We start from the raw sequence: 14,140 nt of genomic DNA on the forward strand, positions 1-14,140 counted from the left end.
ATTCATTAGAACATTAACTTTTTTTAAAGACAATCCATGGCAGATTTAACCCCCACAGGCTCTGTCGATCTGACTAACTGCGATCGTGAGCCAATTCACAAACTGGGTTACATTCAGAGCTTCGGTGGCTTTCTGGCACTGCGCGCAGACTGGACGGTGGCGCAGTGTTCAGCAAACATTTCCGCCTATCTTGGCGTGCCAGCTGATGAGGTGGTAGGCGGCGCGCTGAATGAATGGTTCTGCAAGACCACCCGCCATCACCTGAGGTCGGCGGTTCAGTCTGCTATGATCACCCGTCGTAATGAACGCTTATTTGGCCAAATGATTGCTGCCACAGGCAAGCAGATCGATGTGTCTGTGCATCACAACGGCGAGTTCGTGATACTGGAATTTGAGCCCAGTCAGGGCACACAGCATAAGCAGGATAACTTTGTTCGCTCACTGCTTAGCCAGTTCTATGCGGCGCCATCCAGTCAGGCACTGGCAGAAATGGTCACCCAACAATTGAAACTGGTTACCGGCTACGACCGGGTGATGTTGTACCGGTTTTTGCCGGATGGCGCGGGTGAAGTCATTGCAGAAGCCAAAGACCGGGGTCTGGAAGCCTTTTTAGGGTTGCGCTATCCCGCTTCCGATATCCCAAAACAAGCCCGTGCGCTGTACCTTAAAAATCTGTTACGGGTGATTGGCAATGTGGACGACACCGTGGTGCCCATTATCCCCGGCTCAGGCAAGGACGACGACCCCGTTGACTTGTCTTATTCCACCCTGAGGGCGGTGTCGCCTGTTCACCTTGAATATCTGCGCAACATGGGAGTCTCAGCGGCGTTATCAGTCTCAGTTATCGTGAATGGTAAGCTGTGGGGACTTATCGCCTGCCATCACCATACTCCTAAAATTCCCTCTTATTTCCAGCGCACGGAACTGGAACTGTTTGCTGAATTCTTTGCACTCGAAATGGGCGCCCGACTGAATAGCGAACGAGAGGCTGAAGCCAGCCGAACCCGCGAGTTTCATCGTAGGTTGATGACTACCATGGCGGTAGACGGGGCGTTTATTGACACACTGGAAAAGCACTTTCCCACACTTCAGGAGATTATTCCCTGTGACGGTATATTGGCACAAATCAATGGTCAGCGCGTCGCCACGGGCCTGAGCATGCAGGATGAGGTGCTGGAAAAGTTAATACGCTACCTGAATAGTCGGGCAGCGCATGAAGTTACTGGCATTAACGGACTGGCTGACGTGCTTACAGAGTACGATACCCAGGCGCAGAGTGTTGCCGGTGTCATGGCATTGCCAATTTCCCGTAATCCCAGAGATTACGTGCTGTTTTTCCGCGCGGCGCAAACACAGACAGTAGAATGGGCAGGCAACCCCAATAAGCCGGTCAGCACAGGGCCTAATGGCGATCGCTTGCTGCCCCGTTCGAGCTTTGCGCTGTGGAAGCAAACCCACCGGGATCAATGTCATCACTGGAGCGAACAAAATTACCGTGATGCAGAGTCTTTGCGTGTTATGCTGCTTGAAGTCATGATCCGGCATATGCAGGAGCGCGATTCACTGCTTCTGGAAGCCAGCCGAAAGCATGAATTGTTGATATCAGAACTGAATCACCGGGTACGCAATATACTGAATCTGGTTAACGCCATCATCTTGCAAACCGACCAGCACAACCGGTCAGTGGCTGACTTTGTGGAGGTGCTGACAGGACGGTTAGTGGCGCTGGCGTCAGCCCATGACCAGTTAACCGCCTCTGAATGGCGAGAGGTTAACTTCCGGCATATTCTGGAAACAGAAATTCAGGCTTACATAGACCTGGAAAGTCATATCACGCTAAGTGGGCCGGAAATTACCATAAAGCCTGAGGCAGCCACACCAGTGGTGCTGGTGATACACGAGATGTTTACCAATGCGGCGAAATATGGCGCGCTGGCGGCTTCCCGGGATAAAGGCCAGGTCACACTCAGGTGGTCGTTCGATAAGGATCGGGGGCTATGTATGGACTGGCAGGAACTCGGCGGCCCCCCAGTCAAGCCGCCGACCCGGGAAGGCTTTGGTATGACCCTAATACGTTCGGTGATCCCCCATGAGCTTGGCGGTGAGCTGGATATTACTTTTGACCCACATGGGGTCCACGCCAGTATGCAAATACCTGCCAGGTATGTGCTGGTTAAGGCGGCGCCCGTTACCAGTGAGCCTGGTGAGGAGTGGCGGGCGAAACCGGACAAGGTTACTCCACCATTGCCGGAGAAAGCGCTGGTGGTGGAAGACAACCTGGTAATTGCTCTGGATATGCAGGCAAAACTAAAACGGCTGGGCATTGCCGAGGTAGCAGTGGCCGGTAATCTTAATACGGCGCGCTCGTTGTACAATAAACATCGTCATGGGCTGGTCATATTTGATGTGCATCTGGGCAATGAAACCACCTTAGGCTTATTGCAGGAAATTGCCGGGAACCAAACCCCGTGCCTGATTGTCAGCGGTTATGGCGACGAATTAAAGTTACCGGCTTCATTTGAGGATATTCCGGTATTAAGTAAACCTGTGGCAGAGCCCACGTTGAGGAAACGAATTATGTCGCTGTTTGCGGTCGACAAGGATTAAACGATGAGCCAGATAACCGGAAAACGTGTACTTGTGGTGGAAGATACCACTATTGCGGCGACCTACCTGGCCAGAGAGCTGACCACGCTGGGTGCGGAAGTCGTGGGTCTGGCTCGTTCGGAAGAGCAGGCCCTGGAAGCGGTTGAAAAATACCAGCCGGAACTCATCCTGATGGACATTAACTTGTCTGAGGGAGGCAGTGGTATTCAGGCAGCCCGACAATTAAATCAGCGCTTTGATATCCCGCTGATATTTACGACCTCATATTCTGACGATGCCACAGTCAGTCAGGCAATGGAAACCAGCCCTTATGGCTACATCGTCAAACCCTTTGATACTAAAACCATTAAGACTGCATGTGAAACTGCGCTGCACCGGTTCGCCCTTGAGCAACGGGTAGCCTTGTCGGAAAAACGCTTCAAAATGGCTTCAGAAGCGGCCCAGTTTGGTGTGGTGGAGTTACGTGAGTGCGGGCAGGACTTTGAATTTTCCGGTGCCAGCAGTTTACAAAACCGGTTTGGCGCCAGTACTTCCTTATCGAAAGAGCGTTTCTTGGCGCTGTTTCCTGCGAAGGAGCGCCAGGACGTTATCGACGCTATTGAAAGTGGCTCAAGCTTGCGTAAAACCATCAAGGTCACGCAGGACGACAGCGAGCCCATGTGGATTGATGTGGTGTTCAGCGATGTCAGTGTGGCCGATAACAAGGTCATGGTGGGCGCGGTCATCGACGTAACTGAGCGTCAGCGCAAGATGCGCCGCTTAAAATTATCCAATGTCATTCTCGATCAATTAGCGGAAGGGGTGGCAGTACTGGATGCAGAATTTATAGTCCGCGACGCTAACCGTGCCCTATCCCGGCTGTTCGGAAGCTCGGCTGATACACTGACCGGCTCGACACTGGGTGACTTTGGCCTGACCAGAGAAGATCTCTGTGACGGTCACCAGGAATTACCAGCCGGCCATATCAGCAGGCAAAAGCTCTCACTGGTTAACGCTCAGGGGCAGGACTTTTCCGCCTTCGTCACCTGCGCCGAGCTGGAAGAGTTGCATGGTGATTTACGCTACGTGGTGACAATTTCAGATATTACAGAGTTGTCACAGGCAGAAAAGCGCCTGGAAACCCTGGCTTTTACTGACCCGCTGACGGGGGCCGGAAACCGTAATTACCTGAAGCTGGTACTGAGTGAAAGTGTGTATGCAGGTCACTTGCAAGCGCTTATCTTTATTGACATAGACAGCTTCAAACTGGTGAATGACACCTACGGCCATGATGTGGGCGATGAGGTACTGGCGGCCTGCGCTGAGCTTATTAAACAGGAAATTCGCCGGGAAGATATTTTCATTCGTCATGGCGGTGATGAATTCGTGGTACTGGTACAAAGCGAACAAGATGTGGATGCGCTGTGTAATCGTATTCTCACCACATTTACCAAGCCAATTACCATTGATGCCGGCGAGTTAAAGATGAGCGCCAGTATTGGGGTGGCAGAAAGCCGCGATGCAGATGAATCGACCGAATTACTGAAGCGCGCAGACATTGCGATGTACGAAGCGAAAAAGCGCGGCAAGAACCAGGCGGTCCGCTATTCCCAGGAGCAAAACGACGCCATTGAATACCGGTTATACGTAGAGCAGGGGTTATACAACGCGCTAACCAACAAAGAGTTACATGCTACGTTTCAGCCTATTGTAAATAGCGACAGAAAAATTGTGGCGCTGGAAGCCTTGTGCCGGTGGCACAGCCAGGACATTGGCAATATCAATCCGGCCTCCTTTATTCCGGTTGCGGAAGAGACCGGGCTTATCAATGCGTTAGGCCTGAAAATGTTGCGGGAAGTGTGTATTGCGCACCGTTTATTGCGAGAATCAGGCCATCCTCATATTAAGCTGCATGTAAACGTATCTATTTTGCAGCTGAATTCGGCGATGATGGTGCAGGAGTTTCTGAATTACCTGGCTGACTTCGGGGTGGTGCCTGAAGACCTGGTGCTGGAAGTGACGGAGTCCGTTATGCACGACTTCAATACCCGCAAGGTACTCAAAGAACTATCACAAAAAGGTTTCGGCATAGCCATTGATGATTTCGGGGCGGGCTATGCATCCGTATCCGAGTTGTCCGAGCCCTTCACTACAATAGTGAAACTGGATAAGAGTCTGGCGCCCACCAACGATGAAAACAGTAAGCAAAATATTATCGCTGAGTCGCTGGTGAATTTATGTCACCGACTGGACAAAAAGGTGCTGTTTGAAGGAATAGAAAGTGAAGCGCAGGCTGATTTTGCGACCAGGGCGGGCAGTCATTATATGCAAGGCTACCTGTTTGCCCGGCCAATGTCCTTAATGGAGGTGGTCTCGCTGCTCGATAGTGTTGAACAGCAGACCAATTAACACAGCCGGCTTTTAAACAGGAATTCAGCCTACTCAGCTCAGTTTTTGCTGTAAAAACGCCTGTGTGGATGTGGTGAGGACGGTAATTTCAGGCAGACCAAACTCATCCGGACAGGGCAGGCTTTGTAGCTGCGCTTTGGCCTCTTCAGGCTGCGTCGACGCAATCACCAGCATACAAAAAAGTTTGGACACTTCCGCGTACACAATCACGCCAGAGTTAGCCGTCAACTCCTGTTGGTAGTGTAACGCCAGCGCTTTGCACGATTGGGGTAATGTATAGTGGTGAGCCTTACGGTTTTGTTGCTGAGACTCCGCCGTCCACGGAAAATTAATGGTGAGCAATGTTTGCGACTCATCCGGCTGGCGCGTTTCAATCAGCCACATAGCAAAGTTACGGTAATTAATGCCGATAGCATCACGAAAGTGATAGGGCATGCCCGTAGTGTCGGTAACAGTAGGCATGGCAAGCTTCATAACGTACTCATCCACGAGGCACTAAACATAATCAGAATCCATGTTGTGATTGTTGACGTACATTGATAACGGGAATTTGTCATAAACTTTCTCGTGTCTTGCGCTGGTCTTGTGCACAACAAACAAGTTGTCGTGCTCTGTGCCATGTTCGGCAATAAACACATTTAAAAATTCCAGCACTGTGGCGTTTGCCTCATCAGCCACGTCTTTAACCAGCTCGAGTGCAACGTGATGTAATCGCTCCACGCTTTCATTGAATTGGCCGAATACTTCCATCAGGTTCACCGGTGCTTTTATTTCATCAAATACCAATGCCCGGAACTCTGCGGGGCCGCCGATAAAATCTTTTTCCACCATGGCTTTGAGGCCATACTGACGGGACAGGGTGCCATCAGCCTTCTCACTGACCACACTCTCCATGATCAGGGTATGAATACTAATGCCATACAACGACACGTAATCATACAAACTGTCTACAAAACGGTAGGCAAACGAGCCGTGATACTCTCTGTCGATAGCTTCTGTGAGTTGCTGTTGGGAGCGTCTGTTCTGAGGAAGACAAGCCTGCACATGTCTTTTCAGCTGACTGGTAAACATGCGGGAACTGAGGATGAAATTGTTTACGCAGGCGTTCAGATGAGGCTTGGCCGTTTCCATGGCCTCAATACCAGCCTGTTCCACATACAATTGCCCCAGCCTGGCCATAGCATCAACCGTCATTTCAAAGTTGGCTTTCACCAGCCGGTATTTATGCGCTACCGCGAAAGACGATGATAATCGTTTCTTTGCCCGCTTAAGCTCTTTAAATTGTACCTCGGTGAGGGCAACGATATGCTGATTGTTGCGCGAGGTAATAAAGTACTCAGATTGCATAGCTAATGCTAACTTCACGTAGGAAAGAAGCAGGTTAGCATGGACTTTGTCCGCGGGAAAATACTATTTGATGGCAATCCCCGCCAAGGTGGGTCCACTCAGGCTAACTACCTGTATTCTGTCAACAAAATGAACGCACGGATATGGGAGTTATGGTGCTTCTGCTGGCAGATGTTATACTTAATATCTGACTTATTTACCGTAAACGCCTATGTTTCCTGCAACTGTTACCGAAAAGCTGGCCGCACCCGTAGTTCAACAAGCCACCTCCCTCAATGCTGATGAGCGCCAGACCTTATTTCTGGATTACACGGAAAAAGCCGACGCAGTGTGGTTGCTGAAAGGTGAACAGGGTTTCGTCATGCTTGCTCAGGATGGCGTAGAACGGTTACCGGTGTGGCCACATTACGACCTGGTTTCAGCGTGGATAAGCGACGAAGCGGAAGCGGTAGAGCCGGTCAGTGTGTCGTTGCAGCAATTCAGGCAGGACTGGTTGCCCGGGCTGGGCAAAAACGGTATTGAGCTGGTGCTCTTTCCCTGTCGCGAAGATGAAGAAAACAGCGTGCTGAGCGCAGAGGAATTGCTTGCCAGCTTTGATGACAGTGAGCCGGCTGCCTGAATGCCTGCAACCTTATTACCGCTGGCGCAGTCGGTGTCAGATGCGTCCGGCTGGGACAATACCACCCGGGCGATCATGCTGGCAGGGAAGGCGTTACCGGTGTTGCCCGACTCATTACGAATCGACGATAACCTGATCGAGGGCTGTGACAGCGATGTGTGGATGGCCCCGTTACCTACGCAGCCAGCAACTCTTGCGGCATGGTCGCCCAGTAAGATATTACGCGGAGTGCTGGCGGTAGTGCTCGAAAAAGCCAATCAGCTTACCCCGTCTGAGCGCGCAGACTATGACTTTGCCGCTTATCTGGCAGCCTGTGATTTATCCCGTCATCTTAGTCAGTCACGTGGAAACGGGCTAAGGGGAGTGGTGGACCGCATACAACAAGGGTAGAGCACCCACTCATTAGACGGTCTGCCATTTTATGCCTGCAGGTCACCTGCTTCACGGCCGGACCACTATTAAGCTTCGACGCGCTATACGGTCCGGTAGATTCCCGATACCTAAGGTTCCGGCAGCCGGTTTTTGGCTTCTATCCATTGTGACATATAACGGGTACTGCTCAGGGTCTGATGCCAGAGCAGGTGTTGCAAAAAAAGTGTGGCACGATGATTGTCGATATTGCCTGCAAGAGCTTTGACCCGCTGCACCATATCTTGGGTGGGAGCCGGATCTGCAAAACGTGTTGCAATACTTAAGCCTCGTTGCTGGGCACGGGTAAACCGGGTGGCGTCCTCATGTAGCTGGTAGCTCGCATCCGCCATGGCGGTTATATCTGAAGAACAGGCGCCCGGCCATTCACCAGCTTCACAGATCCCCTCTGCGCCAATCTCCGTTGTCACTGACGGTGTACCCGATGCCATGGCCAATATTAGTTTGCCTTTCAGTCCGGCACCGAACCGCAGTGGCGCTAACAGCACCCGGGCATTGCGTACTACCTCTGCCGCATCTTCTGCCCAGCCTGCAACAAAAAAGCCTTCTTTAGGGTTATGCAATTGCGTCGCCTTTTTAGGCGGGTAAGCGCCGTATACCTGCAGTTGAGCCTTGGGTAAGCGAGCGCGGATTGCCGGCCAGAGATGTTGCTTAAGTTGTAAGACAGCATCCCAGTTCGGTGCATGGCGAAAGTTACCAATACTGACAAAACCGTTGCGGGCGTTAAAACCGGGCGGGTTGTTGATATCGGGCAACGGCAGGTGCAGTGGCACGTGACAGAGTTGCTGCTGGGGGACCTGGTAATAAGAGGTCAGCAGCGCCAGTTCCACCGGGGAGATCACCAGCGTAATGTCACTGCGTAAGATGGCCGCAATTTCCCGTTGTGCCAGCGCGGTGTTGCGATCTGCCTGTTCCGGGGGGCGGCCGGCTTTAACCACCTGATGGCGCGCGTCACGAAGGCTATGCAGGTCCTCGGTATTCAGTATTCTTACTGCTGCAGGGCAGACCTCGCGGACACGCCAGGAGAATTGCTCCTCGGTCATGTACCGGTCGAACAACACCGCATCGGGGGCAAGCTGGGCAACGCGGTGGTTAAAACTGCTGCTGTTTAGTGCCACCGGCTCGCTGGCTATCCCTAAGGCGGACAAATCTGCTTTGTGCGGGCTGTCTGTAGCAGCCGTAAGAAAGGTTATCTGCCAGCCAGCTAACTGAAACGCATTGATAATGGTCAACATGTTTTGCCCCGCCGCTGATGAATCAGGCTCGGGCCACACATAACCAATAATAACCAAATGAGACGCTGATTGGGGCATAACACTTCGACTCGAATTAAAAGTCGCGTATTGTATCAGAGCACTCAGCGCGAATAACCACAAATCAACGGATAAACGAGCCACAGGATGCACATGGAACATTCATCAGAACATCAGCGGCCCTCTCATCTGGTATTTGGCAGTGGCTTGATAGGCAGTTATATAGGCGCAATCTTAACGCTGAATAACCAGCTACCAGGGGTAGTAGCACGAGGCAGTTGGCTGACCAGACTCGGGCATCCTTTAACCCTCACGGATTATCTCGGACAGCGTGAGGCAGTGCCGCCGCTCATGCAGGATGAGCAGGCCAAACCCGCACCCGCCGATATTGTCTGGCTCACCGTTAAGTGTACTGCGATAAAAAACATAGCCGCCCAGCTAAGGCCCGTCTTACATACCAGCACTATCATCGTATGTTGCCAGAATGGGATTGGTGCGTATGAAATGATTAAAACCCAGTTTCCGCAACATACTGTTATTCGTGCGGTGGTGCCCTTCAATGTGGTCAGTTTAGAACCCCAACATTTGCATCGCGGATCAGAGGGTACGCTTGCGCTAGAGGCGACCGGCACATCGTCAGACAAGCTAATTCTGAACGCGCTACAGCATCATATGCTCAGTGTGGGACTGGTCGATGATATCTATGCCATGCAATGGGCAAAGCTACAGCTGAACCTGGGCAACGGCGTCAATGCCCTGGCGGGCGTGCCGGTGCGCACTATGTTAACTCAGCGGGGATACCGGCGGGTGATTGCGCAGTTAATGGACGAACTCCTTGCGGTTTGCCGTCCAATGCGGATTCGACTGCCCAGAGTTGCCCGCTTACCCGGCTGGGCCTTGCCCTCGGTGTTGCGACTCCCTGACTGTGTATTCCGGCGGGTAGCTGGCCAGATGCTGACTATTGATGACGAAGTAAAAACATCAATGTGGTGGGATTTACACAATGGCCGGCCCACGGAGCGTGGTTTTATGTATGGCGCAGTAATCGAAGCCGGCCAGCAGTATGGACTTCGCTGTAATGCCAACCGGGCGATTAACCGGTTACTTCAGCAGGCAGAGCAGAGGAGTAATCGAGGAGAACCTGAGTCCAAATTATCGCCAAGCGAGTTGGTGAGCGCGATTGCTGGCACGAAGTGATACATTTTGTTACTACTTTCAGCAGGTAAAGCCTGTTTTACAGGCATTTTTCGGCAGTAAATTTCGAAATAAATGGCGCAGCTAAGTATAATGTTCTATACCATATGCTGATGGATATATTTAATCGCACAGGGACTTGCGTGAGTATCAGAAGGGAAAAGGACCGCCAAGGAGCAGCCTTACAATGAATGCGCACGAATTAGCCAAGCAAGCCGGTGAGCTTTTTGTCTTACCAGACTCCGTGACACGACTGAAAGAATGCATGGATGATGACGCTGCCAGTATTGATGACGTCGCCGATGTCATTGCTTTTGACCCATCTTTGACCGCACAGTTATTACGGGTGGCCAACAGCGCGCTTTATCGTTTTCCAAATAAAATCGACACAATCAGTAAAGCGCTGCAGGTTATCGGCACCCGCTCTGCCTACGATCTCGCGTTAGCCTATGGGGTAACCCAGGCGTTCAGCGAGGTGGACAGCAAGGTCATTGATCTGGATAAATTCTGGGAGCAAAGTGTGTCTTGTGGCTTGCTGGCTAAATATTTTGCTGAGCGGGAACGCATTCGTGAGTCGGAACGATTGTTCGTGGCCGGCCTGCTGCACAACGTAGGCGAACTGGTAGTGGTCGCCACTAAGCCAGACGAAGCCCGTCGGTGTATGGCATTTAATGCCAGAGTTACTCCCAAAGAACTTCAGGAAGCCATTCTGGGTTTTTCCTATGCTGAGTTATCCGCGGCCCTTATTCGCGAGTGGGGGATCCCGGAAACTATCTACAAGCCGGTAGGCGAGATCCATAACACCGACCAACCTGCTTACGACAAAGAAGTGCAAATTGTGCAACTGGCTTATGTTCTGGCACTGGACAACGTGAACCCCGACATCTACCCCAGTTACAGTAATTTAGAGGCTCATCAGCACGAAGTACTGAAGCTGGACAGAGAAGACCTGGAAGATGCGCTGGATATTACCAACTTGCAGTGTATCAGTGTCATTTCACTGTTTAATCCTAACGCCTTTATTCTCTATTAACGCAGTTTCCGCCGTTAGTCGAACACCGCCACAGTTTGTCGGCTCAGTGCAATCACATCACCGTGACTGTTCCAGATCGTTGCCTCGGTGTGACCATAGCCATCTGCCGCCTGTCGGGTATGCGCTTTATAAGCAAACCAGGCATCAGGGCTGACCTCATGGTGGGGATGGATAAATTCAATATTCCAGCTCACTGTGCTGGCCGGCGCCGGTAGCTTCATCATTTGTAGCAGGGTGGGCGGCCACGCGTCGATTAGGGTGATTACATGGGCATCGGTAATAACCTCAGGGGCCTCTTTGAAACGCATAAATCCCTCATAAACACTGTCTTTCTTCCATGTGAAAGGAAGTCCGCCTTTATCCACTGACAGTTCAAAATGACGCAGAAAGCGGGGTGTTACTTTTGGAATCTGCGGGATGAAGTTGGCCTTGGCAGGGGCTTCCAGTTGATGCTGTTCAGTATTTTCCACCCGAATTTTCGATTTTCTGGCTTGTCCGAAACATGCCTGACAGAAGACACATACCCGGTCATGCTGAATAATCTGGCCGGTAAGCTGTGATACATTTTTGCCTTCGCGTAACCGTGATACCTGCACGGAAAAGGGCGCATCCAGCGTCAGAGGCCCGACAAAGTTCGTGGTAAATGAGCGTAACAGGCGGCCTGTTTCTACTTGCGAGCCAATGGCCTGAAATACCAAGCCTGCTGTGATCCCGCCAAAGGCAGTCCGTCCCTGGCCCCAGTCGGCAGGTATGACAAGGTTTTCAAAAAGCCACGTGTTGTCGTCGGACTGTTGGGGCTCTGGCAGTAAAAAAAGCTGGTCTGCGTGCATAGTGCTATCTGGTCTGATGAGTGTGGCGTTATCGTACCTGAACTCGACGTAATCACCAAGTGGGGTCGTTGGCCATTACTAAAAGGGTACGTTGTCTCATGATGGGTTTTGGTCCGGTACCTGGTTTGTGAGAGACTGACATACGGTGGCGCAAGCCTTTTTTGCCAGCCGTAGTCTGGCCCCAGCTATCCGTATTAAATGAAGAGATCCTCAGCTATGTCACATTCAGCGCCTGTGTATCATTTTGCTCATGCCAATGGCTTCCCTGCTAATAGCTACCAGCAGTTGTTTGCGGCATTGCCGGACGCCTGGCACCGGATAAGTATTGATAAGTTCGGGCACAACACACAGCTGCCGGTTAATGCGAACTGGCGAAACCAGGTGGCAGAGATGATAAATTATATCGAGAGCCACCGTCCCGGCAATCAGCCCGTCATTGCTATTGGCCACTCATTTGGTGCTGTGGTGTCCTATATGGCTGCGTGCGAAGCTCCCGAGCTGTTCAGCGGGTTGATCATGCTTGACCCGCCACTGGTTACCGGCTTGCCCAGCGCCTTGTTTAAACTGGCGAAATTTACGCCTTTGATCGACCGCCTGACGCCAGCCAGCCTGGCAGTGACACGCCGCACACGATGGCCCAACTCAACAGATATGGCCGCCTATTTCGCCGGCAAAGGATTATTCAAAAACATGGATCCGCGCTGCATCCGCGACTATGTGAACGCCGTAATCGCTAAGCGTGGAGAGCACTGGCAACTGACGTTTGACGCCGATATTGAGGCGGCGCTGTTCAGGAACGTTCCGCATAATTTACATCGCTATTATGGCCGTTTGCAGTGCCCGGCGACGCTGGTGGTAGGTGCAGATAGCAAGGTATGCCGGCCGGCTATGCGACAGCGATTTTTAAAAGGCAATAAAATGACGAATATGAAGGTGGCGGGTGGGCATATGTTTCCTCTGGAGCACCCGGAAAAGGTTGCGGCCACACTGCAACAGATTGTTGCCGCGTGGCCATCAGAGGTTAGTTAGCGGTTTTCAGGCCGCCGACCGGCTGGCCGAGCATTTCCCGGGTAACCAGAACCACACCCTTTTCTGAAACGCGGAAGCCCCGTTCCCGATCGTGGTCATGATCGTAACCAATCACCATGCCTTCAGGGATGGTACAGCCGCGGTCAATAATGACCTTGCGCAGTTTACAATGGCGCATTACCTCAACGTCCGGAAGCATAACCGCTTCCTCAATCAGACCATACGAATGTACCCGCACGTTCGAGAAGCACAAGCTACGGCGCAAGGTGGAGCCTGATATAATACAGCCGCCGGAGACCACAGAGTTAATTGCCTGCCCCCTTCGCTCCTCGTCTTCCCAGACAAATTTCGCGGGGGGTAACTGTTCCTGATAGGTCCAGATAGGCCAGTGGTGGTCGTACAGATTTAACTGGGGAACCGGGGCCACCATTTCCATATTGGCTTCCCAGAATGAGTCGATGGTACCGACATCACGCCAGTACGCATTCGCGCCCGAGCCTCCCTCGAACGGGTATGCACACACCATGTGGTCTTTAATAATAGAAGGAATGATATCTTTACCGAAGTCGCGCTGTGACTCGCTTTTTTCTGCGTCACGGCGAAGTTGTTCGAACAAAAACTCCGTGTCAAATACGTAGTTACCCATCGATGCCAGGCAACGTGTGGGATCATTGGGGAGCGGAGTAGGGGACGCAGGCTTTTCTTCAAAGCCCAGTATCCGGTAATCCTCGTCAACCGACATTACGCCGAATGCGCCAGCCGCTTCTTCGATGGGCACTGACATGCACGACACTGTCATTTTGGCGCCACTTTCTTTGTGCCGGGCAAGCATGTGGCCGTAATCCATGCGATAGATATGGTCACCCGACAGGATCATGACGTACTTAGGCAACTCGTCACGAATAATGTCGATATTCTGAAATACCGCATCGGCGGTGCCTTCGTACCAACTCTCGGAAAATCGCTGAGAGGCCGGTAAAATTTCTACTGATTCCCCCAGTTCTTTTTTAAAGTGCCCCCAGCCACGCACCAGGTGGCGAATGAGTGAGTGAGATTTGTACTGGGTCACCACGCCAATCCGGCGGATACCTGAGTTCACACAATTAGATAAGGGGAAGTCTATTATTCGAAACTTGCCACCAAAATACAGCGCGGGTTTGGCACGCCAGTTCGTCAGCTCGTGCAATCGGGAACCCTTACCGCCTGCAAGGATAAGTGCATAGGTGTCGCGGGTAAGGTTACTGATATAGCGTGACGGATTATCTGCCATCTCTTCTTCTCCATTGATCTGGACACGGTACCACTGTGTCGGGTAAGTCCTGCGCACACTCAGCAACGCGTGTGACAGCGGGCTCCTCGTAAACCCGAGGGGGGCAGTCAACGGTGCTGGAGCACTGTTTTTCATTAAACT

12 protein-coding genes are annotated in these 14,140 nt (G+C 51.9%); 7 read left to right on the forward strand and 5 right to left on the reverse strand.

The window, feature by feature from the left end; all coding sequences use genetic code 11:
* Positions 1–36: 36 nt before the first annotated feature.
* Positions 37–2,607 carry an HWE histidine kinase domain-containing protein gene (locus OCL06_RS04775; protein WP_262992605.1) on the forward strand — a complete coding sequence of 857 codons (2,571 nt, stop codon included), beginning with the start codon at positions 37–39 and terminating at the stop codon, positions 2,605–2,607.
* Between the two features lie 3 nt (positions 2,608–2,610).
* Positions 2,611–4,995, forward strand: a complete 2,385-nt coding sequence (locus OCL06_RS04780) for a two-component system response regulator (protein WP_262992606.1) — start codon at positions 2,611–2,613, stop codon at positions 4,993–4,995.
* 33 nt (positions 4,996–5,028) lie between these two features.
* Here the strand turns inward: OCL06_RS04780 and OCL06_RS04785 are convergent, their stop codons facing one another.
* Both OCL06_RS04785 and OCL06_RS04790 read right to left on the reverse strand, forming a co-directional pair.
* Positions 5,029–5,469: a hypothetical protein gene (locus tag OCL06_RS04785; protein WP_262992607.1), complete on the reverse strand. Its 441-nt coding sequence runs from the start codon at positions 5,467–5,469 to the stop codon at positions 5,029–5,031.
* 21 nt (positions 5,470–5,490) lie between these two features.
* Positions 5,491–6,342: a hypothetical protein gene (locus OCL06_RS04790; RefSeq protein ID WP_262992608.1), complete on the reverse strand. Its 852-nt coding sequence runs from the start codon at positions 6,340–6,342 to the stop codon at positions 5,491–5,493.
* Positions 6,343–6,553: 211 nt separating this feature from the next.
* On the opposite strand from OCL06_RS04790, the gene OCL06_RS04795 reads away from it, so the two are divergent.
* Positions 6,554–6,961 carry a DUF2750 domain-containing protein gene (locus OCL06_RS04795; RefSeq protein WP_262992609.1) on the forward strand — a complete coding sequence of 136 codons (408 nt, stop codon included), beginning with the start codon at positions 6,554–6,556 and terminating at the stop codon, positions 6,959–6,961.
* Entirely contained in the window at positions 6,962–7,351 is a 390-nt protein-coding gene (locus OCL06_RS04800) for a SufE family protein (RefSeq protein ID WP_262992610.1), read from the forward strand. It abuts the gene before it with no gap.
* A gap of 110 nt (positions 7,352–7,461) precedes the next feature.
* Here OCL06_RS04800 and OCL06_RS04805 read toward each other — a convergent pair whose 3' ends face one another.
* Positions 7,462–8,625, reverse strand: a complete 1,164-nt coding sequence (locus tag OCL06_RS04805) for a glycosyltransferase (protein WP_262992611.1) — start codon at positions 8,623–8,625, stop codon at positions 7,462–7,464.
* A gap of 171 nt (positions 8,626–8,796) precedes the next feature.
* On the opposite strand from OCL06_RS04805, the gene OCL06_RS04810 reads away from it, so the two are divergent.
* The gene (locus tag OCL06_RS04810) at positions 8,797–9,840 is read left to right on the forward strand and encodes a 2-dehydropantoate 2-reductase (protein ID WP_262992612.1); all 1,044 of its coding nucleotides are present in this window, start codon (positions 8,797–8,799) and stop codon (positions 9,838–9,840) included.
* Between the two features lie 184 nt (positions 9,841–10,024).
* Positions 10,025–10,870, forward strand: a complete 846-nt coding sequence (locus OCL06_RS04815; protein ID WP_262992613.1) for an HDOD domain-containing protein — start codon at positions 10,025–10,027, stop codon at positions 10,868–10,870.
* Positions 10,871–10,884: 14 nt separating this feature from the next.
* On the opposite strand, the gene OCL06_RS04820 is transcribed toward OCL06_RS04815, so the two are convergent.
* Positions 10,885–11,700, reverse strand: a complete 816-nt coding sequence (locus OCL06_RS04820) for an acyl-CoA thioesterase (RefSeq protein WP_262992614.1) — start codon at positions 11,698–11,700, stop codon at positions 10,885–10,887.
* 216 nt (positions 11,701–11,916) lie between these two features.
* Here OCL06_RS04820 and OCL06_RS04825 point away from each other — a divergent pair, with 216 nt between their 5' ends.
* Positions 11,917–12,729 (forward strand): alpha/beta fold hydrolase, encoded by an 813-nt coding sequence (locus OCL06_RS04825; protein ID WP_262992615.1) that lies wholly within the window; start codon positions 11,917–11,919, stop codon positions 12,727–12,729.
* On the opposite strand, the gene glgC is transcribed toward OCL06_RS04825, so the two are convergent.
* Positions 12,722–13,999, reverse strand: a complete 1,278-nt coding sequence (glgC, locus tag OCL06_RS04830) for a glucose-1-phosphate adenylyltransferase (RefSeq protein WP_262992616.1) — start codon at positions 13,997–13,999, stop codon at positions 12,722–12,724. The two genes, OCL06_RS04825 and glgC, sit on opposite strands and share 8 nt — an antisense overlap.
* Positions 14,000–14,140 lie beyond the last annotated feature (141 nt).

The sequence above is a fragment of the Alteromonas salexigens genome (assembly GCF_025628895.1).
GTDB lineage: Bacteria > Pseudomonadota > Gammaproteobacteria > Enterobacterales > Alteromonadaceae > Alteromonas > Alteromonas salexigens.

Excerpts from the sequence above, each read along its gene's own strand:
- glgC (WP_262992616.1), bottom strand. The coding sequence starts at position 13,999 with ATGGCAGATAATCCGTCACGCTATATCAGTAACCTTACCCGCGACACC.
- OCL06_RS04790 (WP_262992608.1), bottom strand. The coding sequence starts at position 6,342 with ATGCAATCTGAGTACTTTATTACCTCGCGCAACAATCAGCATATCGTT.
- OCL06_RS04805 (WP_262992611.1), bottom strand. The coding sequence starts at position 8,625 with ATGTTGACCATTATCAATGCGTTTCAGTTAGCTGGCTGGCAGATAACC.
- OCL06_RS04795 (WP_262992609.1), top strand. The coding sequence starts at position 6,554 with ATGTTTCCTGCAACTGTTACCGAAAAGCTGGCCGCACCCGTAGTTCAA.
- OCL06_RS04810 (WP_262992612.1), top strand. The coding sequence starts at position 8,797 with ATGGAACATTCATCAGAACATCAGCGGCCCTCTCATCTGGTATTTGGC.
- OCL06_RS04780 (WP_262992606.1), top strand. The coding sequence starts at position 2,611 with ATGAGCCAGATAACCGGAAAACGTGTACTTGTGGTGGAAGATACCACT.
- OCL06_RS04825 (WP_262992615.1), top strand. The coding sequence starts at position 11,917 with ATGTCACATTCAGCGCCTGTGTATCATTTTGCTCATGCCAATGGCTTC.
- OCL06_RS04820 (WP_262992614.1), bottom strand. The coding sequence starts at position 11,700 with ATGCACGCAGACCAGCTTTTTTTACTGCCAGAGCCCCAACAGTCCGAC.
- OCL06_RS04815 (WP_262992613.1), top strand. The coding sequence starts at position 10,025 with ATGAATGCGCACGAATTAGCCAAGCAAGCCGGTGAGCTTTTTGTCTTA.
- OCL06_RS04785 (WP_262992607.1), bottom strand. The coding sequence starts at position 5,469 with ATGAAGCTTGCCATGCCTACTGTTACCGACACTACGGGCATGCCCTAT.
- OCL06_RS04775 (WP_262992605.1), top strand. The coding sequence starts at position 37 with ATGGCAGATTTAACCCCCACAGGCTCTGTCGATCTGACTAACTGCGAT.
- OCL06_RS04800 (WP_262992610.1), top strand. The coding sequence starts at position 6,962 with ATGCCTGCAACCTTATTACCGCTGGCGCAGTCGGTGTCAGATGCGTCC.